24 protein-coding genes are annotated in these 26,143 nt (G+C 72.9%); 10 read left to right on the top strand and 14 right to left on the bottom strand.

The features are described from left to right. Positions 1 to 34 precede the first annotated feature (34 nt). Entirely contained in the window at positions 35 to 664 is a 630-nt protein-coding gene (gene cofC, locus IFU19_RS01315; RefSeq protein ID WP_249405298.1) for a 2-phospho-L-lactate guanylyltransferase, read from the top strand. A gap of 98 nt (positions 665 to 762) precedes the next feature. Here the strand turns inward: cofC and cofD are convergent, their stop codons facing one another. The 6 genes from cofD to hemQ form a co-directional block, all read right to left on the bottom strand. After that, positions 763 to 1,728 carry a 2-phospho-L-lactate transferase gene (cofD, locus tag IFU19_RS01320; RefSeq protein ID WP_192012706.1) on the bottom strand — a complete coding sequence of 322 codons (966 nt, stop codon included), beginning with the start codon at positions 1,726 to 1,728 and terminating at the stop codon, positions 763 to 765. Between the two features lie 281 nt (positions 1,729 to 2,009). Beyond that, positions 2,010 to 3,350: a glutamate-1-semialdehyde 2,1-aminomutase gene (gene hemL / locus IFU19_RS01325; protein WP_192012707.1), complete on the bottom strand. Its 1,341-nt coding sequence runs from the start codon at positions 3,348 to 3,350 to the stop codon at positions 2,010 to 2,012. Between the two features lie 103 nt (positions 3,351 to 3,453). Beyond that, entirely contained in the window at positions 3,454 to 4,437 is a 984-nt protein-coding gene (gene hemB / locus IFU19_RS01330) for a porphobilinogen synthase (protein ID WP_192012708.1), read from the bottom strand. Further along, on the bottom strand, positions 4,434 to 5,249 hold the full coding sequence (locus IFU19_RS01335) for a uroporphyrinogen-III synthase (protein ID WP_192012709.1): 816 nt from the start codon (positions 5,247 to 5,249) through the stop codon (positions 4,434 to 4,436). Before IFU19_RS01335 ends, hemB begins: the two co-directional genes overlap by 4 nt. Next, positions 5,246 to 6,244 (bottom strand): hydroxymethylbilane synthase, encoded by a 999-nt coding sequence (hemC, locus tag IFU19_RS01340; RefSeq protein ID WP_192012710.1) that lies wholly within the window; start codon positions 6,242 to 6,244, stop codon positions 5,246 to 5,248. Before hemC ends, IFU19_RS01335 begins: the two co-directional genes overlap by 4 nt. Further along, positions 6,241 to 6,912, bottom strand: coding sequence for a hydrogen peroxide-dependent heme synthase (gene hemQ / locus IFU19_RS01345; RefSeq protein WP_055832765.1), 672 nt, complete (start codon positions 6,910 to 6,912; stop codon positions 6,241 to 6,243). Before hemQ ends, hemC begins: the two co-directional genes overlap by 4 nt. 140 nt (positions 6,913 to 7,052) lie before the next feature. Here hemQ and IFU19_RS01350 point away from each other — a divergent pair, with 140 nt between their 5' ends. After that, positions 7,053 to 7,841, top strand: coding sequence for a bestrophin-like domain (locus IFU19_RS01350; RefSeq protein ID WP_055832764.1), 789 nt, complete (start codon positions 7,053 to 7,055; stop codon positions 7,839 to 7,841). Between the two features lie 85 nt (positions 7,842 to 7,926). Here IFU19_RS01350 and IFU19_RS01355 read toward each other — a convergent pair whose 3' ends face one another. The 5 genes from IFU19_RS01355 to hemE form a co-directional block, all read right to left on the bottom strand. Next, positions 7,927 to 8,205, bottom strand: coding sequence for a hypothetical protein (locus IFU19_RS01355; protein WP_055832763.1), 279 nt, complete (start codon positions 8,203 to 8,205; stop codon positions 7,927 to 7,929). Beyond that, positions 8,195 to 8,605: a phage holin family protein gene (locus IFU19_RS01360; RefSeq protein WP_192012711.1), complete on the bottom strand. Its 411-nt coding sequence runs from the start codon at positions 8,603 to 8,605 to the stop codon at positions 8,195 to 8,197. The genes IFU19_RS01355 and IFU19_RS01360 overlap by 11 nt, the downstream gene beginning before the upstream one ends. A 3-nt stretch (positions 8,606 to 8,608) precedes the next feature. Continuing rightward, positions 8,609 to 9,010: a hypothetical protein gene (locus IFU19_RS01365; protein ID WP_055832761.1), complete on the bottom strand. Its 402-nt coding sequence runs from the start codon at positions 9,008 to 9,010 to the stop codon at positions 8,609 to 8,611. 111 nt (positions 9,011 to 9,121) lie between these two features. Next, the gene (gene hemG / locus IFU19_RS01370) at positions 9,122 to 10,633 is read right to left on the bottom strand and encodes a protoporphyrinogen oxidase (protein ID WP_192012712.1); all 1,512 of its coding nucleotides are present in this window, start codon (positions 10,631 to 10,633) and stop codon (positions 9,122 to 9,124) included. Beyond that, positions 10,630 to 11,667: a uroporphyrinogen decarboxylase gene (hemE, locus tag IFU19_RS01375; RefSeq protein WP_192012713.1), complete on the bottom strand. Its 1,038-nt coding sequence runs from the start codon at positions 11,665 to 11,667 to the stop codon at positions 10,630 to 10,632. Before hemE ends, hemG begins: the two co-directional genes overlap by 4 nt. Positions 11,668 to 11,767: 100 nt before the next feature. Between hemE and IFU19_RS01380 the strand changes: the two genes are divergently transcribed. The 7 genes from IFU19_RS01380 (at position 11,768) to IFU19_RS01410 (ending at position 16,574) form a co-directional block, all read left to right on the top strand. After that, entirely contained in the window at positions 11,768 to 13,111 is a 1,344-nt protein-coding gene (locus IFU19_RS01380) for a glutamyl-tRNA reductase (protein ID WP_192012714.1), read from the top strand. A 52-nt stretch (positions 13,112 to 13,163) separates the two neighbouring features. Further along, a complete protein-coding gene (locus IFU19_RS01385) occupies positions 13,164 to 13,445 on the top strand; it encodes a hypothetical protein (protein ID WP_055832758.1) in 282 nt (93 codons plus the stop codon). Between the two features lie 94 nt (positions 13,446 to 13,539). Further along, positions 13,540 to 14,115, top strand: a complete 576-nt coding sequence (locus IFU19_RS01390) for an HhH-GPD-type base excision DNA repair protein (protein ID WP_192012715.1) — start codon at positions 13,540 to 13,542, stop codon at positions 14,113 to 14,115. A 204-nt stretch (positions 14,116 to 14,319) separates the two neighbouring features. Next, positions 14,320 to 15,045, top strand: a complete 726-nt coding sequence (locus IFU19_RS01395) for a hypothetical protein (protein ID WP_192012716.1) — start codon at positions 14,320 to 14,322, stop codon at positions 15,043 to 15,045. After that, a complete protein-coding gene (locus IFU19_RS01400) occupies positions 15,042 to 15,371 on the top strand; it encodes a hypothetical protein (protein WP_192012717.1) in 330 nt (109 codons plus the stop codon). Before IFU19_RS01395 ends, IFU19_RS01400 begins: the two co-directional genes overlap by 4 nt. A gap of 43 nt (positions 15,372 to 15,414) precedes the next feature. Continuing rightward, entirely contained in the window at positions 15,415 to 16,128 is a 714-nt protein-coding gene (locus IFU19_RS01405) for a hypothetical protein (RefSeq protein ID WP_191915388.1), read from the top strand. After that, entirely contained in the window at positions 16,125 to 16,574 is a 450-nt protein-coding gene (locus tag IFU19_RS01410; RefSeq protein WP_192012718.1) for a hypothetical protein, read from the top strand. The genes IFU19_RS01405 and IFU19_RS01410 overlap by 4 nt, the downstream gene beginning before the upstream one ends. Positions 16,575 to 16,620: 46 nt before the next feature. Here the strand turns inward: IFU19_RS01410 and IFU19_RS01415 are convergent, their stop codons facing one another. Next, positions 16,621 to 21,162: an SCO7613 C-terminal domain-containing membrane protein gene (locus IFU19_RS01415; protein WP_192012719.1), complete on the bottom strand. Its 4,542-nt coding sequence runs from the start codon at positions 21,160 to 21,162 to the stop codon at positions 16,621 to 16,623. Positions 21,163 to 21,365: 203 nt separating this feature from the next. On the opposite strand from IFU19_RS01415, the gene IFU19_RS01420 reads away from it, so the two are divergent. Then, positions 21,366 to 24,236: an AAA family ATPase gene (locus tag IFU19_RS01420; RefSeq protein WP_192012720.1), complete on the top strand. Its 2,871-nt coding sequence runs from the start codon at positions 21,366 to 21,368 to the stop codon at positions 24,234 to 24,236. On the opposite strand, the gene IFU19_RS01425 is transcribed toward IFU19_RS01420, so the two are convergent. Beyond that, positions 24,233 to 25,036 carry an ABC transporter permease gene (locus IFU19_RS01425; protein WP_055832750.1) on the bottom strand — a complete coding sequence of 268 codons (804 nt, stop codon included), beginning with the start codon at positions 25,034 to 25,036 and terminating at the stop codon, positions 24,233 to 24,235. The genes IFU19_RS01420 and IFU19_RS01425 overlap by 4 nt on opposite strands. Next, positions 25,033 to 26,043 (bottom strand): ATP-binding cassette domain-containing protein, encoded by a 1,011-nt coding sequence (locus IFU19_RS01430; RefSeq protein WP_055934806.1) that lies wholly within the window; start codon positions 26,041 to 26,043, stop codon positions 25,033 to 25,035. Before IFU19_RS01430 ends, IFU19_RS01425 begins: the two co-directional genes overlap by 4 nt. Positions 26,044 to 26,143 lie beyond the last annotated feature (100 nt).

Consider the following 26,143-nt stretch of genomic DNA (forward strand, 5'->3'; position numbering starts at 1 on the left):
CTCAGGAGTTCGGCACACAATGGAGGCGATGAACATGCCTGACGTCCCCGCCTGGACGATCATCGTGCCGGTCAAACCCGCCGCGGTGGGCAAGTCGCGCCTGACCGACGTCGGCGTCGACCGCGAGGCGCTCGCGCGCGCCATCGCGCTCGACACCGTGACCGCGGCAGCCGCGGCGGCCGGGGTCGCCCGTGTCATCGTCGTGACCGACGACGCAGGGGTGCGCGCCGAGCTCCGCCGCGCCCGCAAGGTCGAGGTCGTGCCCGAGGGCGACACCCGCGGTCTCGACGCCGCGATCGCCCTCGGTGCGGCCGCGGCCGGTGTCGCCACCGCGCGCGCCGCCCTGCTCGGCGATCTGCCGGCCCTGCGTCCCGCCGATCTCGACGCGGCCCTCGAGCTCGCGGCATCCGTCGAGCGGGGAGTGGTTCCGGATGCCGAGACCACCGGGTCCACCCTCGTCACCGCCCGAGCGGGGGCGGTGTGGGTCTCGGCGTTCGGCGAGGACTCCGCCGCCCGTCACCGCCTGCTCGGGTGCACCGACCTGGCCGTCGAGCGTGCGTCGTCGCTCCGCCGCGACGTCGACACGGCCGAACAGCTCTCGCAGGCGGTCGCGCTGGGCGTGGGCCCGCGCACGTCGGCCGTGTTGGCGTCGGCGGCGGCCTGACCGCTCGCCCGCGCGCCCACGCGCCCGCCCACGCCCCGCGCCCACGCCCCGCGCGCAGCGCGCAGCGCTCGCGCGCAGCGCCCACCGCGAACGGCGGCTCAGGCGCGCAGCGCCGCCTCGGCGATCGCGGCCGAGGTCGTCTCGTCGCGCATCCACAGCGGCGCGACCACCGTGCGGATCCCCGCCGCCTCGACCTCGGGCGCGGCGGCGGCGTCTTCTTCCGCCAGCAGCCACGCGTCGAGCACACCACCGGCCGACCGTGCCGCGTAGTGCCGCGCGACGGCCGATGCCGAGGTCTCGACGCCGATCGCCGTGAGGCAGACATCGGCCATGCCGCGCACGACTCGCCCGGCGATGATCGGCGAGACGCCCACCACCCGCGCCGAGGTCGCCCGCAGGGCCTCGCGCATTCCGGGGACCGCGAGGATCGGACCGATCGACACCACCGGGTTCGACGGCGCCAGCAGCACCACGTCTGCCTGGGCGATGGCATCCACGACCCCGGGGGCGGGCACGGCGTCGGCGATCCCGGGATTCTCGAAGGCCCGCGGAGTCAGCGTGGCACGGTGCCGCGTCCACCACTCCTGGAAGTGCAGCCGTCCTCCGTCCTCGAGCAGCACGTGCGTGTCGACCTCGGTGTCGGTCATGGGCAGCAGCCGCACGCCGAGCGGCCAGCGCTGCGCCATGCGGGCCAGCACCTCGGTGGGGGTGAGGCCGTCACGGAGCCAGCCGGTGCGGGCGAGGTGAGTGCCCAGGTCGAGGTCGCCGAGCGTGAACCACGGCCAGCCCGCCCCCCAGGCCTGGAGCTCTTCGTTGACCCGCTCCGTGTCGCCCGCGCGTCCCCACCCGCGCTCGGTGTCGTTGACCCCGGCGAGGGCGTAGGCGAGGGAGTCGACATCGGGCTGCAGGCGCACACCCGACAGCCACAGGTCGTCGCCCGTGTTGACGACGACGGTCGCGTCCGGGGCGCCGAGGCGCCGCAGCGCCGCGCGGACGCCGAGCGTGAACTTCGACCCTCCGACTCCACCGGCGAGGACGACGACACGGGGCTGGGGAGAAGTCATGCGTCCAGTCTTCCACCGGGCCCGGGGACGAGTCCGTCGTCGAGCTCAACTCGGTCGGGCGCCGCCCCCTCCGCGGGGGCAGGGCTGCCAGGTGGCGCGCCGACGCCGCGGGGCCATCGACGTGGGCCACCACGCCGCGAGTCGCGAGAGGAACGCCGAGAAGGAGGGCGGGGCGGCGTGGGCGGGGAGCATGATCCCAGCCTCGTCGCCCGGGTCCGCCCGCACATCATCACGAAGGACGAAACCGCTCCCTCGCGAGGATGACCCCGGCGCGGCCGCCCTTACTGGGCGAGCAGCGTCGGGTCCAAGGCCTCCGCCGCCGCCTTCGCCGCGGCCGGCAGGGCGTCGACCACGTGCGCGAGGGCGTCGTCATCGTGCGCCGCGGTGAGGAACCACGCCTCGAACACGCTCGGGGGCAGCGAGATGCCGGCATCCAGCATCGAGTGGAAGAACGCGGCGTACCGCCACGACTGCTGGGTGAGCGCCGTGGCGTAGTCGAGGGGGATCTCGGGCAGGAACGCGACGCCGAACAGCGAGCCCGCGCGCGGGATCGCGTGCACGACCCCCTCGGCGCTCAGGGCGGCATCGAGCGCGTCGGCGACCCGCTCGGCCGCGGCGTCGACCGTCGCGTAGACCTCGGGCGTCGCGAGGCGCAGCGTCGCCAGGCCCGCGGCGACCGACAACGGGTTCCCCGACAGCGTGCCCGCCTGGTACACCGGGCCGAGGGGCGCGAGGTGGTCCATGATCTCGGCGCGACCGGCCAGGGCGGCCAGCGGCATGCCCCCGCCGACGACCTTGCCGTAGGTGAGGATGTCGGGCAGGTACGTCTCGCCCCGCGAGGCCTGGAGCCCCCAGAAGCCGGCGGGGTGCACGCGGAAGCCCGTGAGCACCTCGTCCATGATGAGCAGCGAGCCATGGCTGTGTGCGATCTCGGCGAGCGCGGCGTTGTAGCCCGGCAGCGGCGGCACGACGCCCATGTTGGCCGAGGCCGCCTCGACGATGATCGCGGCGATGTTCTCGCCGTGCACCGCGAACACCTCGCGCACGGCGTCGAGGTCGTTGTAGGGCAGCACGAGCGTCTGCGCGGCGATGGGCGCGGGAACGCCGGCCGAGCCGGGCAGGGCGAGCGTGGCGACCCCCGATCCGGCGGCCGCCAGCAGCCCGTCGGAGTGACCGTGGTAGTGCCCGGCGAACTTGATGAGCAGGTCACGGCCGGTGACTCCGCGCGCCAGTCGGATGGCGGTCATGGTCGCCTCGGTGCCGGTCGAGACCAGGCGTACCTTCTCGATCGGTGCCAGATCGCCGACCTGCACGCGGTGGGCGATCAGGTCGGCCAACTCGACCTCGGCCCCCGTCGGCGCGCCGAAGGACAGACCCCGGGATGCCGCCGACCGAACCGCCTCGACCACCTCGGGGTGCGCGTGGCCGAGAAGGGCCGGACCCCACGAGGCGACGAGGTCGACGTACTCGCGACCCGTGGCATCCGTGATGCGGGGCCCCGACGCCGACTGCATGAACCGCGGCGTTCCGCCGACGGACCCGTAGGCGCGAACGGGTGAATTCACGCCGCCCGGGATGACGTCTTTGGCGCGGGCGAACCACTGGTCGTTGAGATCGGTCATGCGTCAATTCTCCCGGGTGCACGCGCGTGAGTCGCCAAGATCTGTCGCTTCCGCGGACAGCGAAGCGACAAATCGTGGCGACTCACGCGAAAAGAAGGGGGGCTCAGAGCTCGGCGCGCAGCCAGCGGGCCGCCTCGACGGCCCAGTACGTCAGGATCGCGTCGGCGCCGGCGCGGCGGATGCCGAGCAGGCTCTCGAGGATGGCACCGCGGCGGTCGATCCAGCCGTGCGCCGCAGCGGCCTCGACCATCGCGTACTCGCCCGACACCTGGTAGGCCCACACCGGCACGTCAACCGAGGCCTTCACGTCGGCGAGAACGTCGAGGTACGGCAGCGCGGGCTTGACCATGACCACATCGGCGCCCTCTTCGACGTCGAGCAGCGCCTCGCGCACGCCCTCGCGCCCGTTGCCGGGGTCGAGCTGGTACGAGCGGCGGTCGCCCGTCAGCTGCGAGTCGACGGCCTCGCGGAAGGGGCCGTAGAAGGCTCCGGCGTACTTGGCCGAGTAGGCGAGGATCAGCGTGTCGGTGAAGCCCTCGGCATCCAGCGCCTCGCGCACCGCGCCGACCTGGCCGTCCATCATTCCCGACAGGCCCAGCATCGCCGAGCCCGCCCGCGCCTGCGCGAGACCCATGGCCGTGTACCGCTCGAGGGTCGCGTCGTTGTCGACGGCACCGTCGTCGCGGAGCACCCCGCAGTGCCCGTGGTCGGTGAACTCGTCGAGGCACAGGTCGGTCTGCACGACCAGCGCGTCGCCCACCTCGGCCACGACGGCCTCGGTCGCGACGTTCAGGATGCCGCGGGGGTCGTCGGCTCCCGAGCCCACGGCGTCGCGCGTCTCGGGGACGCCGAACAGCATGACGCCGCCGATGCGCTGCTCGGCCGCCTCGGCCGCGGCGCGGCGGAGCGAATCGAGCGAGTGCTGCACGATGCCGGGCATCGAGCCGATCGGACTCGGCTCGGCGATGCCCTCGCGCACGAACATCGGCAGCACGAGCTGCGACGGCACGAGGTGGGTCTCGCGCGCGAGACGACGGACGGCGGGGGTGCGACGCAGGCGCCGCGGGCGGTGCTCGGGAAAACTCATGAGGTCGATTCGTCGGGGCCGAGGGTGAAGCGGGCGACGGCCTCGATCAGCGACTCGACCGTCTGCGTGTCGGCCACGACGTCGACGCTGAGACCGGCGCGCTTGGCGTCTTTGGCCGTGCGCGGACCGATGGCCGCGATGACGGTGGATGCCGGGATCTCGGGGAACTGATCGACCACCTGCTCCGCGACCGAACCACTGGTGACGAGGATGGCGTTGATGCGACCGGAGTGCACGTCGCCGGCGATCTTGTCGGACACCGGCACACCGACGGTGCGGTAGGCGACCACGCTGCGCACGTCGTGCCCGGCCTCGATCAGCAGGCGCGTGAGCACGGGCTTCGCGATCTCGCTGCGCAGGGTCAGCACCTTGCGCGGCTCGGACTCGAGGTCGATCATCTGCTCGGCCATGCCCTGGGCCGAGTTGTCGCGTTCGGGGACGAGGTCGACGTGGTAGCCCACGGCCTGCATCGCCGCGGCCGTGGTCTCGCCGACGACGGCGACCTTGGTGCCGGCGGGGATGACGGCCTTGTAGGCGTAGAGGACGTCGACGGTGGTGGCGCTGGTGAGCGTCAGCCAGTCGAACACCCCGTCGGCCAGCTCGGCGAGCGCCTGCTCGAGGGTGGCCTGGTCGTTCGTGGGCGCGAAGTTGATCAGCGGCGCGATGACGGGAACGGCCCCGCGCTGACGCAGACTCGCCGCGACGCCATCACCCCAGGGACCACCGCGCGGCACGAGGACGCGCCGGCCCGCGAGGGGCTTGGGCGTGCTGCCCGTCGTGGGGTGCGGCGTGTGCCGGTGGCCTTCATTCATGTGGTCGACTCTCGTGGTACCAGGTCGGCCGCCCCACGTTCGAGCAACCGACGCGCGGCTTCTCGGCCCGCTCGCGTCGCTCGCGCGATCGGACCCCCGTCGTCGGCAGCATCCGCTCCATTGCCGCTGCCCGTTTCCCCACCATACCCCGGTGCGAGACGCACAGTTCGGTCTATGCCGATCCTTCGTGCACCGTCGAGCGCGTAGACCACCGCGCGCAGCCGCAGGTCCCCGTCGGCGAGGGCGGCGTGCGTGCCGACGGGAGCACTGCACCCCGCGTCGAGTGCCGAGAGCACGGTGCGCTCCGCGGTGATCGCGACGCGGGTGTCCTCGTCGTCGAGCTGAACGAGCGCAACCAGGATGTCGGGATCGATGTCGTCGCGCGTCTCGATGGCGAGCGAGCCCTGCCCCGGGGCCGTCGGCCACTCCGCGAGCCCGAGCGCCTCGGCGTGCAGCCCGCCCAGGTCGCCCCCGAGGCGCGAGATGCCCGCGGCGGCGAGGATGACGGCATCCAGTTCCCCATCGCGCACGCGCCCCAGACGCGAGTCGACGTTGCCGCGGATGTCGCGGATGTCGAGACGGGGGTTGTGCCGCTTGGCCTGGGCGATGCGGCGGGGCGAACCGGTGCCCACCCGAGCACCCGCGGCCAGTGAGCCGAGGGGCGCGCCGTCGCGGGTCACGACCACATCGCGCGCGTCTTCTCGCGGGGGCGTGGCGGCGATGACGAGACCGTCGGGCTGCGCCGTCGGCAGGTCTTTGAGCGAGTGCACGAGGAAGTCGCAGCGGTCGGCGGCGAGAGCCTCGCGCAGACCGTTCGCGAAGACGCCGCGTCCGCCCAGCTGAGACAGCGAGGCGCGGTTGACGTCGCCCTCCGACACGATGGGCACGAGTTCGACGGGGCGACCGGATGCCGCGGCCACGGCGTCGGCGACCATCTGCGACTGCGCCATCGCCAGCGTGCTGCGACGAGTCCCCAGCCGCAGGGGCGCGCTCACTGCAGGATCTCGGGGATCTCGTCGAGCGCGACCAGACGGCCGGTGTAGAACGGCACCTCCTCGCGCACGTGGCGACGAGCCTCGGTGTAGCGGAGGTCGCGCATCATGTCGACGAGGTCGGTGAGCACGTCGGCCTCCATCGGCAGGAGCCACTCGTAGTCGCCGAGGGCGAACGAGGCCACCGTGTTGGCGATGACGCCGCGGTACTGCGACCCCTTCTTGCCGTGCTCGATGAGCATCTCGCGGCGCTCCTCCTCGGGGAGGAGGTACCACTCGTAGCTGCGCACGAAGGGGTAGAGGCAGAGCCACTGCTGCGCCTCGATGCCGCGGAGGAAACCGGGCACGTGCGAGCGGTTGAACTCCGCGTCGCGGTGCACGCCCATGGCGTTCCAAGTGGGAAGGAGGTTCTTCAGCAGCTCCGTGCGGCGCAGGCGCCGCAGGTCACGCTGAAGGGCCTGGGGGTCTTCACCGTGGAGCCAGACCATGAGGTCGGCGTCGGCGCGGAGGCCGCTGACGTCGTAGAAACCGCGGACGGTGACGCCGTCGGCCTCGACGAGCGAGACGAGGTCGGCGAGCTCGGTCGCCTCGGTGGCGGTGACCGGGTTCTCGGGATCGCGGCGGAAGACCGCCCACAGCGTGTACACGGAGGAGGAGCTGTCGTGGGACATGCCTCCAGTTTCGTCCCGTCGGGGCGGGGGGCCAAACCGGTTGACTCGCCGCCGAAGCACACTCTTGCGTGCAGGCGTCGACGCGCATTGATAATGTGCGTCGACGGCGTCGGGGGACGCCGCCCGCGAAAGGGTGCCCGATGTGGCTGTACGACCTCCCCATGGCTGTGGGGTTGCCGATGTTCATCCTGCTCGTGGTGGGAGGCTCGTGCGGAATCCTGCTGGTGCTGCGCAAGTGGGTCTTCAGAGTCGCCCCGCAGGGTGACGAGTGGGACCGCGTGCTCAGCTACGCGGTCGGCGCCTACGGCGTCTTCTACGGCGTGACGCTCGCCCTGATCGCGGCCGCCGCGTACGGCAACTTCACCGAGGTCGACGGCGTCGTGCTCGATGAGTCGTCGTCATTGGCCACGCTGTACCGCAGCGCCACGCTGCTGCCCGAGCCGCAGGCCGACGAGCTGCAGGAGCAGATCGTGCAGTACACGCGCAACGTCATCGACGAGGACTGGCCGATGCAGCGGCACCTGGAGATCCCGATGGAGACGGATGCCAACATCACCGCCATGCAGAGCGCCATCGAGGCCGTGGAGCCGACCTCGGCGGTCGAGGTGGTCTACGTGCAAGAGGCCCTCGAGCAGTTCCAGCAGTTGGTGCACGACCGGCGCGACCGCATCGCGCTGACCCACCTGGCCCTTCCGAGCGTGCTGTGGATCGTGCTCGGGGTGGGCGCGGTGCTCAACGCCATCCTCATCGGGCTGATCGAGGTGCGGAACCTGCGCGTGCACCTGCTGATGTCGGGGATGCTGGCGCTGTTCGTCGCCCTGCTGCTGTACGCCATCGCCGGGTTCGACCACGCGTACGCCGGTCCGATCGCGGTGACGCCGGAGTACTTCCAGGATCTTCTGGACGGGTTGTTCGCGAACGAGCCGTAGACGGACTCGGATCGGCGCTCGGGCCGGTCATCCTGCGAACGACGAAGCGGCCCGCCCCGACGGGGACGGGCCGCTTCGATGAGTGTCAGCGCGTGTAGGCGCGGACGATGCTCCAGACGGCCAGGCCGACGAGGCTCGCGACCCCCGCGACGACGGCGGCAGCCGCGGCGGGATTGCGCTGCGCGCTCTCGCGCACCTCACGGACCTTGTCGTCGACGGCCTCGCTCGCGCGGCGCGGGATGTTCGCCTTGTCTTCGAGGGCGGCCAGGGCAGCCTTCAACTCGGCGCGGGCCGACTGGACGGGATCGGTGATCCCCAGTGGCACGGCGGTGCGGGGCACGGGAACGGGACGATCAATACTCATCGCGGGCCTCCTTGACGATGCGGACGTCTTCGGCGATCGCTTCGCCGGGGTTCTCGCGCTTCGACAGCTTCTTGAAGCGCAGGTAACCCAGCAGAGCCAGGATCGCGGTGATGACGATCATCACGCCGAACACGACGATCGCCGAGAGCCAGACCGGCCACCACGACGACAGTCCCGCGATGACGAACGCGAAGAACACCGGCACGGCCCAGAACAGCACGATGAGCGCACCGACGAACCAGCCGGCGCCGATCCCGGCGTCTTTGGCCGTGCGCTGCGCCCACGCCTTGGCGCCGTTGGTCTCGGCGACGACGAGGTTGCGCACGAGCTCGGGGATGTCGCCGACCAGCGTGAACAGGCTGTCGTCGGAACGATCGCGGAACCCGCGAGGAGTGGTCATGCCTCAGCTCCCGGACGAGGTGGAGCCGCTCTTGGACGCGCGCGCACGCGTGGTCGCGGCCTTCTCGGCTTCTTTGGCGTCGTCGACGGAATCCTCGACGACGTCGGCGACCTCGGAGGCCGACTGCTTCGCCGCCCGCGTGGCGCGCTCCGCGCGCTCCTGGGCGGTGCCGGACTGGGTCGCGGCGCCGGTGACCGACTTCGCGCCCTTCCACACCACACCGGGGACGGACTTGAGGGCCGAGACGCCGAACGCCTTGACCTTCTCGACCTGTCCCTGGACGACGGGCTGGTCCCAGACCTTCTCGGCCTGCGTCTTGATCTGCTCGTACCGGTCGCGGCCTGCGCGTGCACCGAGCACGTAGCCCGCCACGAGTCCGACGACGAGTGCTGCTTTGCCCCTCATGGGGTCTCCTCACGCTCGAACGAGTGCTGGTCGACTCTCACAGTAGCCATGTATTCCCATTACGGCATCCACCCTTGACACACGGCGGCGGATGACGAAGAACGGCGCCCGTCAGTGTCGCCAGAGCGCGTCGCTGCGCACACGGTCGGCCTCGTCGCGCGCATCGGGGATCACCTGCGCCAGCCCGGTGCCCGAGATCCACGCGCCCGTGGCCCCGAGCCCCGCGACGGAGCGGATCGCCCCGCGCACGGCGGCCGTCTCGGCGGCCCGTCCGATGGTCGCCGCCGGCTGCGACTGCACGTAGCGCACCCGGTGCGCGGCACGCAGGGTCGAGCTCGGCAGCTCGACGCCGAGCAGGGCGGCGGCCTCCGAGAGGGCGAGGGCGGCGGCGGCATCGTCGTCGAGGGCGGAGGTGGCGGGCTCTTCACCCTGTGCTCCGAACGAGACCCGTACGACGTGGACGCCGGGCTCGGTGGCATCCCGCACCCAGTCCCACTTCGCACTCGAGTGGGTGAGCGCTTTGGCGATGTGGCTGCCGGGCACGGTCAGCACGCCGGTGCCGCGCGGCGCGCGATCGAGTTCGGGCGCGTGCACGACGAGCGTGACGACCTCGACCACCGGCGCCACGGGGTCGCCCAGGTCGAGACCCGGGACGACCGGGGCGAGCAGGGCGCGGGCGGCGCCCTCGGGAAGCGCCACGATCACGGCGTGCGCGTGGAGGGGTTCGTCGTCGGCCGAGGTCGCCACGGTCCATTCGCCGCCGTCGCGCGGGTCGAGACGCTCGGCGGCGACGCCGGTGCGCAGCTCGACCCCGCGCTCGACGAGCTGATCGACGAGCGCGTCGACGAGGCGCGACATGCCGCCCGCGATCCCCTCGACCGCCCCGCCGGGCGCCGCGGTCTTCGACGCGGGACCGCCGGCGACGGGGACATCCGATGCCGGAGCATCGGCGGGCCGCGGAGCCGAACGACGCGCCCGCAGGTCGGCGACGGCGCCGGTGAGCGAACCGACGCGGGTGAGGGCGGCGTTCAGGCCCGGGGCGGCCAGGTCGACGTCGATGTCGTCGGGGCGGGCGGAGTACACCCCGCTCGTGACGGGGGCGACGAGGCGGTCGAGCACGCGTGCGCCGAGACGCGAGCGCACGAGCTTGCCGAGGCTGTGCTGGTGCCCGATGGTGAGCGGGGGCCGCAGGCGGTCAACGTAGGCACGCCACGCCCCCGACCATCCGATGACACGGCGCACGTCGGGCGCCCAGGGATTGTCGGGGATGCCGAGCACCCCGCCCTTCGGCAGCGGGGCCGCCCCGACGCCCGGCACGCCGACCACCCACGCACCGGCCGGATTCGGCGACACGACGTCGTCGGCGAGGCCGAGGTCGTCGAGGAGCTCGCGCACGATGCCGCCGCGCGTCGCGAAGCTCTCGGCCCCCACGTCGAGGGTGATGCCGCCGACCTCGGCGGAACGCACGACGCCGCCCACCGCGTCGGACGCCTCGAGCACCGTGACCCGCAGGCCGACCTTGGCGCACTCCCGCGCCGCGACGAGACCCGACACCCCCCCGCCCACGACGACCACGTGCGTCTCGTGCGCGTGACGCGCCAGCCGCTCGAGGGGCTCGCTCACGCGTCTGCGCCGTGCGCGCGGGCGACGATGCGCGTCAGCACCTCGGGATCGGTGTCGGGGGGCACACCGTGGCCGAGGTTGAGTACGTGCGCGCGGGCCGCGCGGCCGCGGGCCAGCACGTCGTCGACGTGCGCGGCCAGCACCGGCCAGGGCGCGCCGAGCAGTGCCGGGTCGATGTTGCCCTGCAGGGTCACGTCGGGACCGACCAGGGCCGCCGCCTCGTCGAGCGGCATGCGCCAGTCGACGCCGACCGCGTCGGCGAGCCCGCCGAGGCGCATGTCGTCGAGGAAGGCTCCGGTGCCCACGCCGAAGTGGATGCGCGGCACGTCGATGCCCTCGAGCGCCGCGTGCGAGTGCGGGGCGATGAACTCGCGGAACGTGGCCGGCGAGAGCGATCCGGCCCACGAGTCGAACAGCTGCACGGCCTGCGCTCCCCCGTCGATCTGCGCGTCGAGGAAGGCGCGCGAGACTTTGGAGAGCCAGCCGGCCAGGCGGTGCCACGACGCCGGGTCGGCGTGCATCATCCCGCGAGCCCGCAGGTGCTCCTTCGACGGACCACCCTCGACCAGATAGGCGGCGAGGGTGAAGGGAGCCCCCGCGAAACCGATCAGGGGCACCGCGTCGCTGAGCTCGGCGGTGACCAGGCGCACGGCCTCGCGCACGGGCTCCGCCGCGGAGGCCACCTCGGCCGGGTCGATCGCGGTGATCCGCGCCACGTCGTCGGCCGTGCGCACGGGGTCGGCGAACACCGGCCCGCGGCCCGGCTCGATGACGACGTCGACGCCCGCGAGCCGCAGGGGTACGACGATGTCGCTGAAGAAGATGGCGGCGTCCACGTCGTGTCGGCGGATGGGCTGCAGCGTGATCTCGGCCGCGAGGTGCGGGGTGAGGCACGCGTCGAGCATGCGGGTGCCCACGCGCAGCTCGCGGTACTCGGGCAGGGAGCGCCCCGCCTGTCGCATGAACCACACCGGCTGCCGCTCGGGGCGGTCGCCGCGGAGGGCACGGAGCAGGGGCGCGTCGAGGGAGGCCATGGCATCCATCCTCCCACTGGGCGACGGCCGACCAGGGGGATGCCTCGACGTCGAGCGGCCCACCGGAATACCCCACGGGGCGCGGGCGTAGAATATGAACGTGCTGCTGTGCGTCAGCGCGAGTCATAAGACCGCGTCCTTCGAGCTCCTCGAGCGGCTCAGCGTACCCGCGACCCCGGTCGCGCCTCTGATCGCCGAGCACGACGAGTGCGTTCAGGGCGCCGTCGTGGTGGCGACCTGCAACCGCTTCGAGGCGTACGTCGACATGGACGAGCCCGTCACCGCGGGCGTCGCCCTGGGCATCGAGGCCACCCTCGCCGCCATCGCGACCGCCACCGGCGTTCCGGTCAGCGAACTCGAGGGCTCGTACACCGTGCTGGGCGGAAGCGACGTGGCCGAGCACCTGTTCTCGGTGGCATCCGGTCTCGAATCCGTCGTCGTCGGCGAGGGCGAGATCGCCGGTCAGGTGCGCCGCGCGCTCACCGAGTCCCGCGCCCTCGGCACCACCTCCGCCGAACTCGAGCGTCTGTTCCAGCGGGCCTCCGAAGCGCAGCGCGGCGTGAAGAACTCCACCGCCATCGGCCGCGCCGGCCGCTCGCTCGTGCGCCTGGGCCTCGAGCTCGCCGACAGCCGCATCGCCGACTGGTCGACGCAGCGAGTGCTGCTCGTCGGGACCGGCGCGTACGCCGCGGCCACGGTCGCCGCCCTCCGCGATCAGGGCGCCGCCGACATCTCGGTGCACTCCCCCTCGGGTCGGGCGACCAAGTTCGCGACGAAGCACGGCCTGCGCGCCGTCTCGGCCGAGACGTTCCCGATGGCGGTCGCCCACGCCGACCTCGTCATCACCTGCACCACCAGCGAGCACCACGTCGTCAGCGCCGCGACCTTCGCCGCGGGCCGCACCCGCGCCGAAGCCGCCGTCGAGGCGACCGCCGGCGGATGCCCCGTCGACCACACCGCGCGGCGCCTGGTGATCGACCTGGGCCTGCCCCGCAACGTCGACCCCGACGTCGCCACCGTGCCGGGCGTCGACCTGCTCGACCTCGAGACCATCCGCCTGCACGCCCCACTCGAAGAACTGCAGGCCACCGACGCCGCGCGCGACCTCGTGCGCGACGCCGCCCGCCGCTTCGTCTCGGTCGGCGAACGCAAGAACATCACCCCCGCCGTCGTCGCCCTGCGCGCCCACGTGTTCGGCGTGCTCGACGCCGAGGTGGCGCGCGTCCGCGCCCGCGGCGACGAGGGCGGGCAGACCGAGCAGGCGCTCCGCCACCTCGTCGGCGTGCTGCTGCACACCCCCACGACCCGCGCGCACCAGCTGGCCGAGACCGGCCGGGCCGACGAGTACGTCGACGCCCTGTCGGCGCTGTTCGGCATCGAGGTCACCGAGCCCCTCGTCGAGCGCGGCACCGCCCGCCCCGACGACATCGCCGACGCGGGCTGAGGCACGCCGGCTCGCGCTGAGGCGCGGGCGCCCGTCAGGCAGGATGGATGCCGTGAGCACACCGGCATCCGAGGTCTACGTCGTCGCGGGAGAGGATCGCGCCCGCAACGGGCTGCGGTGGGCGAGCACCGTGGTGCTCGGCCTTTTCGACGCGGGCAGCGTCGCGCCATCGGTGAGCGAGGTCGTGATCCGGCGCGTCGACGGGTCGATCGTGAAACGCCTGCCTCCCGGTGACGTCGACGACTTCACCGCGCAGCTGAACGAGATCACGGCCGACCTCGCGACGATGTCCGCCGTGCCCTTCGCCGAGAAGTGGATCGCCGAGCCGGCGTGAGCGGAGACCGACCGCGAGACCGCCCCCGCTGATACCTCGGGTGCACGATTCCCGGGCCGCACCCCTCGCGCGGGGAACGCGCGAGAATGAACGCATGAGCCTGCGCATCACCGACGACCCGGCCGCGGACGAGCTGCTGTCGAGCAACCCGCTCGCGCTGCTGATCGGCATGCTCCTCGACCAACAGGTCGCGATGGAGACCGCGTTCGCCGGTCCGCTGAAGATCCAGGAGCGCGTCGGATCGATGGATGCCGCGACCCTCGCCCACGAAGACCCCGACGACTTCGCGGCCACCTTCTCGCAGTCGCCCGCCGTGCACCGCTATCCGGGTTCGATGGCGGGGCGCGTGCGAGCGCTGTGCGCGGCCCTCGAGGAGGACTGGGGCGGCGACGCCGAGAACCTCTGGACGCGCGACGACCCCGACGGCGCCACGGTGCTGAAGCGCTTGAAGGCGCTTCCCGGCTTCGGCGAGCAGAAGGCGAAGATCTTCCTCGCCTTGCTCGGCAAGCAGTGCGGCTTCGACGGGGCCGGGTGGCGTGAGGCCTCAGCGCCCTATGGGGAGGACGGATCGTTCCGCTCTGTCGCCGACATCACGAGCCCGGAATCGCTCACCCGGGTGCGCGAGCACAAGCGCGCGGCGAAAGCGGCGGCGAAGGAAGCGAAGGCCTGAGGCTCGCCCGCGGGCACCGAGGGGCAGTCTGCTGTTCCTCGCGTTCGGCTGGCTGGACGTGCTGATCCCGCTCGGCACACCGCGGACACTCACATGAGGGTTCTCTCATAGGCCTCGCCACCGCGATGTTCACTCACTAGCCTGGACCGCTGTAGACATCGGGCGATGGCCGCCCGGGGTGTGCGACGAAAAGGTTGGGGGACCATGTCGGCGGATAATGAGCATCTCTTCGCGCTCCATGACGAGGTGACGCGCAAAGCGGATCAGATGCAGGCCGCGCTGTCAGGCGAACAGTCGACGGTGACGGAAGATCCGCACCACCAGGTTGCCGTGCACTGGGTCGACGACGGCCCCGAGATCGAGGTCGGACAGTTCTGGCGATCTGCGATCGGTCCCGACGAACTCGCCACCGTCATCCTCACGACGGTCGGTACCGCCGCGATCGAACGTCTCGCGGCCTGGACGCAGGCCTTCGGAGCGGACGCACCGGCAGTCCCCACCCGTTCCACCCTCGCCGCGACGCAACGCGGAGGAGAGATCGATCGCCTCATCGAAGACGCCGACGGTGACGTCCTGCACCGAAACGTCAACCGTTTCCTCGAGGACTACTCCGAGCGCCTGCGTGCCAGCCTCCAGATCGTGAGAGAACGCGCGTCGAGCGTGACGACGGCGAGCGACCAGGCGGGGCACGTCCGCGTGGTCATCGGACCGGCAGACGACCTGCGCGAACTGGAGTTCGATCGCGAGTGGCTCGCCTCAGCCGACGGCGCAGAGGTGACAACGGCTCTGCGCGCCGCCCTGGCGGCTGCACGCGTGGCGCCGGAAGACTCCACGCCGCACGGGCTCTTCGACGGGACGCCGTTGGACGTGTACGCCACCGAGCTGGCCGATCCGGTCGAGCTCGTTCGCCTGCTGACCAAGGGAGAGTGACCATGGCCGATCCGGACCAGATCGCCGTCGCCGCCGACGCGCTCCAGAACGACGCCGCCGTCTGGGATGAGGTGGGAGAGAAACTCACGACAGCCGCCAACGCCGTCATCGGCCTGCGCTCGAGCGACGCCGTGTTCTGTTGGAAAGGCGACGCGCTCTTCGCGAGCTATGGAACCGTCGTCGACGCGGTGAGCGCCTATCTTCAAGACGGGTCGACCACCGCGACCGCTGGCGCGACAGAGTTGCGCAACGTCCGGGAGATGTACATCCGAAACGAAGAAGACAACGTGAGCACCACGACCGGTCTCTGGGAAGCGCAGTACTGACACACACTTCCCGACACCGTCGGGACAGCGGAAGGATGAACACATGACAACGGTCACCGGCGGCGCGGACACCCCCGAATGGGTCGAACTCGTCCGCGACATCGAGCGGCACCTCGAGGACGCCCGCTCCACGGTCAACGGCATCCTGTCGAACGTCCCGGTCGTCTTTCGCTGGGCAGCCGACGCGGTCCAGGACGCGTGGAACTGGCTGATGGACCGGGCCGACGAATTCTGGCAGGTCATCAGCGACCCGTACCGCCGGCCCGGCAACCGTGTAGAGCTCCGGTTGATGATCGGTCGCTGGCGGACCGAGGCCGCCTCGGAGCTGGCGAACCTCACCCGGCGGATCGATCCGAACACCCTCGCCACCGATGACGAATGGGCGGGCAAAGGCGCCGAGAAGTATCAGCAGGCCGTCGCCGCGCAGCGAACCACGCTGACCGGTTTCGAGTCCGCCATCTCGACGCCGGTGACCGCGTCGCTCGAGAAGCTCGCCGGGGGCCTCGACGTGTTCACCACCCTCATGTACACCACGCTCGGCACCCTCATCGGCGGATTGATCGCCGGCATCGGATGCCTGGCGGGCATCGTGACCGCACCCGCCGCGATCATCGCGATGGTCACGGCGATCGCGGGCGCTCTCGTGCAGATCATCAGCGCCAATGTGCAACTCGACAACGCGGTCAGCGCCGCACAGAGCCAGATCGAGGGCGTCGCTGAGCGCGCGACCGCGTGGCCCGGGTTCGCGAGCCAGTGAGCGATCCGGTGCAGCGGGCGATCACGCGCTCCGCCCTCTGGCGTGGCGTGATCGCCGCGGTTCTCGTTCCGATCACGCTCGTCACCCTGCTCGTGGCTCTCGACGTGTGGCGCGCCTCGGTCGGTGCGGCCTTCCTCGCCCTCCCCGGCAACCTGCTTCTCGCCGTGCTTTTCGCCGTGGTGGCGATTCGGGCGTTCCTCCTGGCCCGTCGAGGTGCGCAGACCGAGCGGGGGGCGTCCACCGATCGCGCGCTCGTGCTCGTCTGCCTGGTCGTCGGCGGCTTCATGCTGGTGCTTCCCGCCCTCACGGCGCTCGGTGCCCCCGGCGGTATCGCCGTGGCGATCTACGCCGTGGCGATCACCGCGGTCCTGGTCGTCCTCTGCCGCTCGAACTGGAGGACCCCCTCTTCCGGGGCTCCGCTCGCCGCCCACGGCCCCGTGATCTGAACCCTCCGGGCGACTGGGGCGACCTGTCGGTCGCCCCGAAGCGCGCTCAGCGCAGGGAGCGGATCGCCAGCGCCACCGCCTTCACCTCGCGGATGCGACGCTCGTACGTCGCGGCGACCACGATGAGCAGGACGCCGGCGATGCCGAGCCACAGCCACCAGAGACCCGTCGCGCTCTCGTAGAGCGCGGTGATCCCCGGCCACAGCTGGGCGACGGCGTGGACGATGAGCACCACCCCGCCGAGCAGCACGGGGGCCTGCCAGCGCAACCGTGCGCCGATGAGGAGCACCGCGAGAGCGACGACGCCGAGCGCGAGGACGCGCCAGAGGGCGTTGTCGGCGCCGAAGTCGAACAGCAGCGAGGGGACGAGAAGCAGCCCGAGACCGATCCCCAGGGCGGGCCAGGTGCGCAGCTCGGGATGCCGATGCAGGGACCGGATGCCGTGGAAGACGACGGCTGCGGCGAGAGGAGCGGTGGCCGCCTCGACGGGGTCGGCGCTTCCGAGGACTATCGCGGTGAGGGCGAGGACGGTGGACAGGGCGATCACGGCCCAGAACACGATCCGGCCGCGCCACCACAGCCCCAGGGTCAGGACGGCGACGAGCGTCACGACCAGGCGCACAGCGCCCTCCCCCGTCGCCGACAGACGCGCCGAGGTCAGCGCGACCGCGACCGAGGGGGCGGCGAGGGCGAGGACCACCGGCATCCACGAGGCGACGGCTGCGCGGCGCCGGAGCAGCAGCACGGCCGCACCCGCCAGCGGGACGGTCGCGAGGAGCATCCAGACGTCGAAGAGCGGTGTGGCGAGTTCGCGCAGGGCGCGGAGCGACGCGGCGACGATCAGCGCCAGTCCCGCGACCGCGATGACGGGCGTCAGGAGCGGGGCGAACGCGTGCCGCAGAAGGAGCACCGCCCCCACGAGCACGGCGATCGCCGCGACGGCGACGCCGATCGCCCGGGCCGGCGACGTGTCGGCGAGCACGGCGGAGGGCAGCAGTCCCACGGTCAGCCCCGCCGCGGCGAGCAGCACGAAGGGCGGCGTGATCGGGCGGCGGCGCTCGAGCAGGGCGGCGACGATCCAGGCCAGGGCAAGCGGGATCGTCGTCCACTCGATCGGGCGCACGTCGACTCCCACCCCGGCGACGGCGACCAGACCCGCGCCGCCGAGTCCGGCGATCGACAGAGGGATGCCGAGCAGCGGCGATGCGGATCGGAGAGCGCCGACGCCGAGGGCGCCGAGTACGACGATCGCTCCCACCGTGCGGACGATCGGCCCCCCGTCGGCGGCGACGAGCGCCGTCGAGCCCAAGGCGAGGATCGCGGCCGCCGTCACCGCGGCGATGCGCGCCGATGCCGGCGCCCACGGCGCGGGGCGACGGGTCACTCCCCGCGCGGCCACCCCGATCGCGACCGCCGTGACCATCAAGACGAGATCGGCGAGACCGATGCCCCCGCGACCGGCCGCGTGCCCGAGCTGCGAGACCGTCAGCAGCACGAGGGCGAGCGCTCCCGAGGCACCGACGGCGACGGGCAGCTCGTCGGGAGTGCGCGCGGGGCGCACCCAGGCTCCGGCGACGAGCACCGTGGCCGAGACAGCGCCGACGACGAGAGTGCGGACGGTGTCGTCGGGGGTGGCCAGGGCGCCGGGGGCGAGAGCGACGGTGATTCCCGCGGCGGCGATGACCGCGGGACCGGTCACGGAGCGACCGTCGACGAGACGTCGCGCACGCTCGTGACCGGCGGCCAGAGCGAGGAGCGCAACGCCGACGGGCACCGTGAACGCCTCGACGGCCTCGGTCTGCTGCCAGAACAGCCGGGTCCACAGGGCCAGCGTTCCCAGCAGGAGCGCGAGCCAGACGAGATGACGCCGCGGGCCACGAGAACGGAAGAGGCCATCGACGTCGGTCGCCCAGATCATCGCGGTCACCGCGGCGAGCAGGAGGGGGATCCACCGCACGCCCTGCGACGGCGCATCGGCGATCGACAGGGCCACGACGATCGCCGTTCCGGCGTCGAGGAATGCGCGGGTGAGAGCGTCGGCGCGCAGCAGGCGGAGCGCCGCCGCAGCGGCCACGAGGGCGATCGCCGCGAGAACGACCACGCGCGCGAGAGGGGCCGCGTCGACGAGACGCAGTGCCGCCCCGGCCGCGCCCGCCACGAGCAGCGGGGCCAGGAGGGCCGCGGCCGGCCTCGCCACACGCCACGACCGGTAGGGCACCGTGAGCACGGCTGCCGACGCCCCCGCCGAAACGGCCGCCGAAGCGAGTATCCAGACGTCGGCCGCCACCCCCGTGCGGAACAAGAGCGCCAGTGGTCCCACGGCAGCGATCACCGCGAGGGCCGAGACGATTCCGGATTGGCGTTGCGCCGCGGTGAGCCCCACCCCGCGGACGAGCGGGAGCACGAGGACGATCAGGCACAGGGAGGCCATGACGAGCGACGCGATGAAGAGGGAGAACCCCTCGATGACGACATCGGCGCCGATGCGCATCGCCGGGGGCACGAACGGAGCGCTCCCCGATACGAACAGCACGACCGACACCGTGGACGGCACGCGGAGCCCCGGGTGCACGCCCGCGGCGGCCGCGAGGACGGCGGCCACGACGATCGAAGCGAGCCCCCAGGCGAGCGGAGACGAGAACGACAGCAGCCAGCCGATGCCGAGGGCCATCGACCCGGCCACCGCGGCGAGCGCGATGTCGCCGCGCCGGCGCCGGAGGACGATGAGGGCGACGACAGCCAGCACGAGGTACCAGCCGACGACGAGCAGGAGCACCCGCAGCTGGGGCCCGACGAGCAGGGCGACGGTCGCCGCGGCGATGAGCGCGGGCGATCGGCGTTGCGGCCACGACCCCGAGAGGCGCCAGACGACGGCGGCGAGGGCGACGATGGCGGCGAGCGCGATGACGGCGGCGGTGCTCGTGGCATCCGGAGCTGTGGTGTCGACGGCGGACTGCCCGAACGTCGAGATGATCGAGCGCACCGGGGCGCCGAAGGCGGTCAGCGCCCAGAAGAACGGGACGACCGCGGCGAGCGCGGCGGCGAGGGCGGCCGCCCAGGCAGCGGTCACGACGGTGGTCCGACCCACGCCGGGGGTGGCGCGGCGCGCAGCGGCGTCGAGACCGAGCGCGAGAGCGGCGGCGATGAGCACGGGAACCGTCGCCGACAGCGCGGCGTCGGCCGTGCGGACGGCGGAGGCGGCGACGCCCACGCCCAGGACGAGCACCGACAGCACGGCCGCGGTGGGGGCGAGACGCGCGGCACCGCGCCGGGCGAGCGAGCGGGCGTGCAGCGCGAGAGCCACCGCGAGGGCGGCCGACAGCAGAGCGGGACTCGCGGCATTCCGCGGGTCGACGAGCAGGGCGGCGGTCACCGCGACGGCCGCCCCGACGGCGGCGAGTCCCCGTACGACGGCGATCTCGACAGCGAGTGCGGGCCGCGGGCGGCGGGCGAGGAGCGGGGCGAACGGGGCCGCCAGGGCGACGACGAGGAGCGCGAGGCCCCCGGCGTACCCGCCGAGGGCGGCATCTCGCTCGACCAGGCCGGTGACCAGCACCGCCGGGCCGATCGCGAGCGACACGACCGCGGTCGACAGCGGGGCACGGAGCCGCGAGAGCCGCGCCCACCCGACGAAGGCTCCGCCCGCGACGATCGAGGTGACTCCCCAGAACACGCGGGGCTCGACATTCATCGCCCCGCCCAGGTCGTTGGCGCGCACGGCCCAGACGTCGAGGGCGACGAAGGCGATGCCGAGCAGAGCGATGCCCTCGGCGGTGGCGCCGAGACCGCGTCGGCGCAGGATCGACGCGGCGGCGATGATCGCGGCGGTCACCAGACCGATGATGATCGACCGCAGCACGAGGCCACCGCTGATCCACGCGACGGTGAGGAAGAAGGCCGCCGCGACCGCGAGCAGCACCACGCCCACCGACAGCAGGAACACCTGCACGCTCGAGCGGCGCGGCTTCGCCAGCGGGAACGGGGCCGGCGGGGACGGGGCCGGCGGGGACCCGGCAGGCGGTGACCCCGTCGGCGCCGCCACGGCGGAGGGCGGGCCCCCGACGAACGGCGGGGCGGGGGCGGGCGACGGGTCGAGGGGCACAGGAAGAACCGGCGCCCCCGACGGCGGCGCGAAGACCACCTCGGTCGCCGCGACCGGAGCCGAGGCCGCCGCGGAGGGCTCCGCCGCCACCGGGGCCGCAGCTGCGGCGTCGGTGGTGGCTGCGGCGTCAGTCTTGGCTGCAACGTTGGTCGCGGCAGGGGCACGGGGCACCTCGGTGGGGGCCGGCCCCGCCGGCGTCCGCTCCCCCGCAGCCGGAGCCGGAGCGGCCGCAGCCGTCGCTTCCGCGGCTTCGCGGTGGACCCGCAGGAGCACGTCGGTGCGCTCGTCGACGAGCTCGACGATGCGTTGCGACAGCTCGAGCACGCGCGCGGTGCGCGAGTCGGCGAGGTTCAGTCCGCACGAGACGCACGGCGTCGCGGTGATCGGGGTGAAGCACGACGGGCAGCGCGAGGTGTCGACGAGCGCTCCCGACCCCGGCGGCCAGGCAGGACCGGAGAACTCTCGTCCACCATCGACTTCCGTCATCGTGCCCCCTCGGCGTCGGTCGTCGACCCCAGGCTAACGAAGTCCCTGCTCCCGGCCCGGGTTGTCCACGGCGCCCATCCTCCCCAGTGGGGGGCGCAGTGCGGCCACCGACCGAACGCGCGGCCCGCCATCGACTCCCCGATCCCCTCCGCCGCCCCCCCGCGCTCCGCGGGGACCGTGTCGCGCGACCTAGTCTGGACACCGTGCGGGTGAGGTTCTTCGGCGGCCTGGCCGTGACATCCGACGACGGCGAGGCCGTCGTCGTTCCCGGGCGTGCGCGACAGGCCCTGCTGCTGCGCCTCGCCATCGATGCCGGGACGACCGTGGGCACCCGCGCGCTGGCCGAGGACGTCTGGGTGCGCGACGCCCCCGACGATCCCCGCGCGGCCCTGCAGTCGCTCGTCTCGCGCCTGCGCGGGTCGCTGCCGGCGGGGCTCGTCACGTCGACCCCCGGCGGGTACCGGCTCGAGCTCACACGCGACGATGTCGACGTCACCCGCTTCGCCGACCTGGTCGCCGAGGCCCGAGCGGCGAACGACCCCGAGCGCGCTCGCGCGGCGCTGGCACTGTGGACCGGCGACGTATGGACCCCGCACGAGGGCTTCGACTGGCTGGTGCGCGACCTGCTCGAAGACCGCGCCCACGCCGAGGGCCTGATCGCCGCCGCCGCGAAAACATCGACGGCATCCACGCCCACCGCGTCCGCACAGGCGGCGTCGCCCGTCGGAGCCGCGCTGACCGCCCTCGTCGGCCGCGGCGACGAGCTCGACGCGATCCGCGAGCGGCTCCGCACCGACCGCCTCGTCACCGTCATCGGCCCCGGTGGCGCCGGCAAGACCACGCTCGCCATCGAGACCGCCCGCGCGGTCGCCGATTCGATCGTCGTCGAGCTCGCCCCGGCCGCCGCCGGAGACGTGTGGACCGCGATCGCCGGCGCCGTCGGCCGTCGCATCCGCCTGCCCGAGACCGCGGCCACCCCGGCCTCTCCGCTCGACCGGGTCACCGAGGCCGTGGCCGGCCGCGACGTCGTGATCGTGCTCGACAACTGCGAGCACCTCGTGCGCGAAGCCGCGGAGGCCGCCCTGGCGCTGCTGCGCATGAGTCCCGGCGTGCGCGTGCTCACCACCAGCCGCGAGCCCCTCGGCATCCCGGGCGAGGCGTTCGTCGATCTCGGGCCGTTGCCGCCGACCGATGCCCGGATGCTCTTCGCCCAGCGCGTGCGCTCCGCACGCGGCCGCCTGCCCGACGACGACGAACGCGCCACGGCGGAGCGCATCGTGCAGCGCCTCGACGGCCTGCCGCTCGCGATCGAGCTCGCCGCCGCCCGCACTCGAACACTCACCCTCGCCGAGATCGACGCCGGCCTCGACGACCGGTTCGCGCTGCTGTCGCACGGTCCCCGCCTGAGCGTGGAGCGCCACCGCACCCTGCGCGCCCTCATCGACTGGAGCTGGGACACCCTCTCTGCGGGCGAACGCATCGCACTGCAGGCCTCGGCCGTCTTCGCCGACGGCATCGGCGCCGGGGACGCGGCGGCCGTGGCTGCCGCCTTCGAGGTGGATGCCGAGGAATTCGACGCCCTCGTCGACCGCTCGCTGCTCGTGCGTCGCGACGCCCGCTTCCGCATGCTCGAGACCGTGCGCGAGTACGGGCTCGACCGCCTGCGCACCGACGGCGCCGCCGAGACGTACCGCCTGCGCGCGGCCGTGGTGCTGACGGAGCTTGCCGCCGCCCGCGAGGCGCGCACCCGCGGACCGGGCCTGCGCGACGCCCTCGCCTGGTTCGACGAGAACGACGAGAACCTCACCGCGGCCCTGCGCGTCTGCGCCGAGGCGCACGACCGGCGCGCGGGGGTGCGCCTGCTGCGGAGTCTCGTGTGGCCGTGGGCCGTGCGCGAACGCACCGACGACCTGCGCCGCGCCGTCGCCGAGTTCGCCGATCCCACCGCCGCACTCGACGACGAGCCCCGCGTGGTGGTCGAGGCGGTCGCCCTGTTCGCCGCGGCGTTCCCCGCGCCGGGTCGGCCGTCGACGGTGACCCTCGAGAGCTACACCGCCCGCCGCGCCGAACTCGAGCAGGCGGCTCACCGGAATCGATCCGACGTCACCGCGCTGGTGCCGCCCCTGCTGCGCCTGGCCCAGACGGTGCTGCGCAGCGGCGCCGGCGACGCCGCGCGCACGTGGCACGTCGACGTCACCGACGAGGAGTTCGCCGCCGCCCCGGCGTGGACGCGGGCGATCCTGCACGCGCTGCGGGCGGGATCGGCGCAGAACTCCGGCGACATGACCGCGTTGGACCGTGAGAGCGAACGCGCGCTCGCGATGTTCGAGACGATCGGCGACCCGTGGGGCACGGGCTTCGCGAGCCAGTCGCGCGCGGAATGGCTCTCGCTCGCCGGCCGCCTCGACGATGCCTTGGCCGTCACGGACCGCTCGGCGGCGGCCGTGCAGGGCCTGTCGTCGGTCCCCGACGTTCTGCAGCAGCAGTCGCAGGCGGTGGGCATTCTGCTGCGACTCGGCCGCCTCGACGAGGCACGGGTCCGCGCGCGCGCGATCGACGACGCGGCCCAGGCCGACGGATCGGTGCGCTCGCTCGCCCAGGCGTACATGACCGCGGCCCAGGTCGAGGTCGCGGCGGGCGACGGCGAGGCCGCCCTGCGGGTGGTCGGCCTGGTGGATCTGCGCGGGCAGCCCGGCATCCCCGAGCAGTTCTCGGCGTGGCTCGACGCGCAGCGCGCCCAGGCCCTGCTGCTGCTCGGCCGAGACGACGAGGCCCGCGTGACGCTGCGCACCGCGCTCTCGGCGGCGATCTCGTCGCAGGATCACCCGATCATCGCGTCGGTGCTGCTCGCCATCGCGGGGTGGAACGCCGTCACCGGGCGCTCCGCCCGAGCGCGCGAGGCCCTCGCCCGCGCCACCGCGGTGCGCGGGGCCGCCGACGTGCACGACCCGTTCCACGTGTGGGTGAGCGCACGCACGGGAGCGGGCGCCGAGGAGACCTCGGCGCCCGCTGGTGGCATCCGTACCGCCCTGTCGGACGTGGATGCCGAGACCCTCACGGCCCTGCTCGACTAGGCCTTGCGCATGTAGGCGCGCACCGTGAGCGGGGCGAAGACCGCCACGATCACCGCGGCGCCGAGCAGCGACACGAGCACGTCGGAGCCGACGACGCCGTTGTTGACGAGGTCGCGCACCGCCGACACCAGGTGCGACACCGGGTTCGCGTCGACGAACCACTGCAGCCACGAGGGCATGGTGTTCGAGGGGACGAAGGCGTTCGAGAGGAACGTCAGGGGGAACAGGATCAGCATCGAGATGCCCTGGACGCTCGATGCACTGCGCGCGATGACGCCGAAGAAGGCGAAGATCCAGCTGATCGCCCACGAGCAGACGATGACGAGCAGTCCCGCAGCGACCACGGCCCAGAGCCCCCCGGCCGGACGGAAACCCATCAGGTAGCCCATCGCGAAGGTGATCGTGGTGGCGATCGCGTAGCGGACGGTGTCGGCCAGCAGGGCGCCCGACAGCGGCGCGATGCGCGCGATCGGGAGCGAGCGGAACCGGTCGAACACGCCCTTGTCCATGTCTTCGCGCAACTGCGTCCCCGTCACGACCGAGGTCGTGATCACGGTCTGCACGAGGATGCCCGGAATGATGATGGGCAGGTAGTTCTGCACGTCGCCGGCGATCGCCCCGCCGAAGATGTACGTGAACATCAGGGTGAACAGGATCGGCTGCACCGTGACGTCGATGAGCTGCTCGGGCGTGCGGCGGATCTTCAGCAGACCGCGGCCCGCCATCGTGAGGGTGTTCTGGACGGTCTGGGCGAGACCCGCGGTGCGGGGCAGGTCGCGCGAGAGGGTGAGGGCGCTCATGCGCGGACTCCTTCGAGAGGGGCGGCGCTCTCGTGCGCGCCGGCGTCGTCGGCCGGCACTCCGGCGCCGGTCAGGGTGAGGAAGACCTCGTCGAGGGTGGGCTGCTGCACGCTGAACTCGCTCAGGTGCACGCCCGCCTCGCGGAAGGCCACGAGCAGATCGGTGACCCGGTCGGGGTCGGACATCGGCACGGTGAGGCGCGCCGCCTCGGGCGAGACGATCGCCGTCGCGTCGAGCACCCGGGCCACGGTCGTGCGGGCGAGGTCGAGGTCGGAACCGGGCTGCAGCCGCAGCACGAGCGAGGCCTGACCGACCGACGCCTTCAGCTCGAGGGCCGTGCCCTCGGCGACGACGCGGCCGCGGTCGATGACGGCGATGCGGTCGGCCAGCTGGTCGGCCTCGTCGAGGTACTGGGTGGTGAGCACGACGGTGGAACCCGACGACACGAGCCGCCGGATCGTGTCCCACATCTGCCCGCGGGTGCGGGGGTCGAGGCCCGTGGTGGGCTCGTCGAGGAAGATGAGCGGCGGCTGGGCGATGAGGGAGGCCGCGAGGTCGAGCCGGCGACGCATGCCGCCCGAGAACTTCGCCAGGGGGCGGGAGGCCGCCTCGGTCAGGCCGAACTCCTCGAGCAGGTCGCTCGCCTTGCGGCGCGCATCGCGGCGCGAGAGGCCGAGCAGCCGGCCGAAGATCATGAGGTTCTCGGTGGCCGAGAGCTTCTCGTCGACCGAGGCGAACTGCCCGGTCAGGCCGATGAGCTGGCGCACGACGTGGGGCTCTCGAGCGACGTCGTGGCCGAAGATCTCGGCGCGACCGCCGTCGGGACGCAGCAGCGTCGTGAGCATGCTGATGGTGGTGGTCTTGCCGGCGCCGTTGGGGCCGAGCACGCCGTAGACGGTGCCCGCCTCGACGACGAGATCGACGCCGTCGACGGCCCGGTTCGAGCCGAACGTCTTGACGAGGCCCTCGGCGCGGACCGCCGGGACGCGGGTGGATGAAGTGGTCATGACGCAAGAATGCGCCGGGGGCTCTGTCGCGCCCCTGTCACGGGGACGGGAACGCCGTCACGGCACTGTCGCGGCGCTGTCACGGACCCGTGAAACGACG

Source organism: Microbacterium sp. CFBP 8794, assembly GCF_014841235.1.
Taxonomy (GTDB): Bacteria; Actinomycetota; Actinomycetes; order Actinomycetales; family Microbacteriaceae; genus Microbacterium.

Bases quoted from the DNA above. Each gene is read 5' to 3' on its own strand.
- cofC (WP_249405298.1), top strand. From the start codon at position 35: ATGCCTGACGTCCCCGCCTGGACGATCATCGTGCCGGTCAAACCCGCC.
- cofD (WP_192012706.1), bottom strand. From the start codon at position 1,728: ATGACTTCTCCCCAGCCCCGTGTCGTCGTCCTCGCCGGTGGAGTCGGA.
- IFU19_RS01350 (WP_055832764.1), top strand. From the start codon at position 7,053: ATGTGGCTGTACGACCTCCCCATGGCTGTGGGGTTGCCGATGTTCATC.
- hemQ (WP_055832765.1), bottom strand. From the start codon at position 6,912: ATGTCCCACGACAGCTCCTCCTCCGTGTACACGCTGTGGGCGGTCTTC.
- IFU19_RS01405 (WP_191915388.1), top strand. From the start codon at position 15,415: ATGACAACGGTCACCGGCGGCGCGGACACCCCCGAATGGGTCGAACTC.
- IFU19_RS01415 (WP_192012719.1), bottom strand. From the start codon at position 21,162: ATGACGGAAGTCGATGGTGGACGAGAGTTCTCCGGTCCTGCCTGGCCG.
- IFU19_RS01425 (WP_055832750.1), bottom strand. From the start codon at position 25,036: ATGAGCGCCCTCACCCTCTCGCGCGACCTGCCCCGCACCGCGGGTCTC.
- hemE (WP_192012713.1), bottom strand. From the start codon at position 11,667: ATGGCCTCCCTCGACGCGCCCCTGCTCCGTGCCCTCCGCGGCGACCGC.
- IFU19_RS01430 (WP_055934806.1), bottom strand. From the start codon at position 26,043: ATGACCACTTCATCCACCCGCGTCCCGGCGGTCCGCGCCGAGGGCCTC.
- IFU19_RS01355 (WP_055832763.1), bottom strand. From the start codon at position 8,205: ATGAGTATTGATCGTCCCGTTCCCGTGCCCCGCACCGCCGTGCCACTG.
- IFU19_RS01360 (WP_192012711.1), bottom strand. From the start codon at position 8,605: ATGACCACTCCTCGCGGGTTCCGCGATCGTTCCGACGACAGCCTGTTC.
- hemL (WP_192012707.1), bottom strand. From the start codon at position 3,350: ATGACCGATCTCAACGACCAGTGGTTCGCCCGCGCCAAAGACGTCATC.
- IFU19_RS01395 (WP_192012716.1), top strand. From the start codon at position 14,320: ATGTCGGCGGATAATGAGCATCTCTTCGCGCTCCATGACGAGGTGACG.
- hemB (WP_192012708.1), bottom strand. From the start codon at position 4,437: ATGAGTTTTCCCGAGCACCGCCCGCGGCGCCTGCGTCGCACCCCCGCC.
- IFU19_RS01335 (WP_192012709.1), bottom strand. From the start codon at position 5,249: ATGAATGAAGGCCACCGGCACACGCCGCACCCCACGACGGGCAGCACG.
- IFU19_RS01390 (WP_192012715.1), top strand. From the start codon at position 13,540: ATGAGCCTGCGCATCACCGACGACCCGGCCGCGGACGAGCTGCTGTCG.
- IFU19_RS01365 (WP_055832761.1), bottom strand. From the start codon at position 9,010: ATGAGGGGCAAAGCAGCACTCGTCGTCGGACTCGTGGCGGGCTACGTG.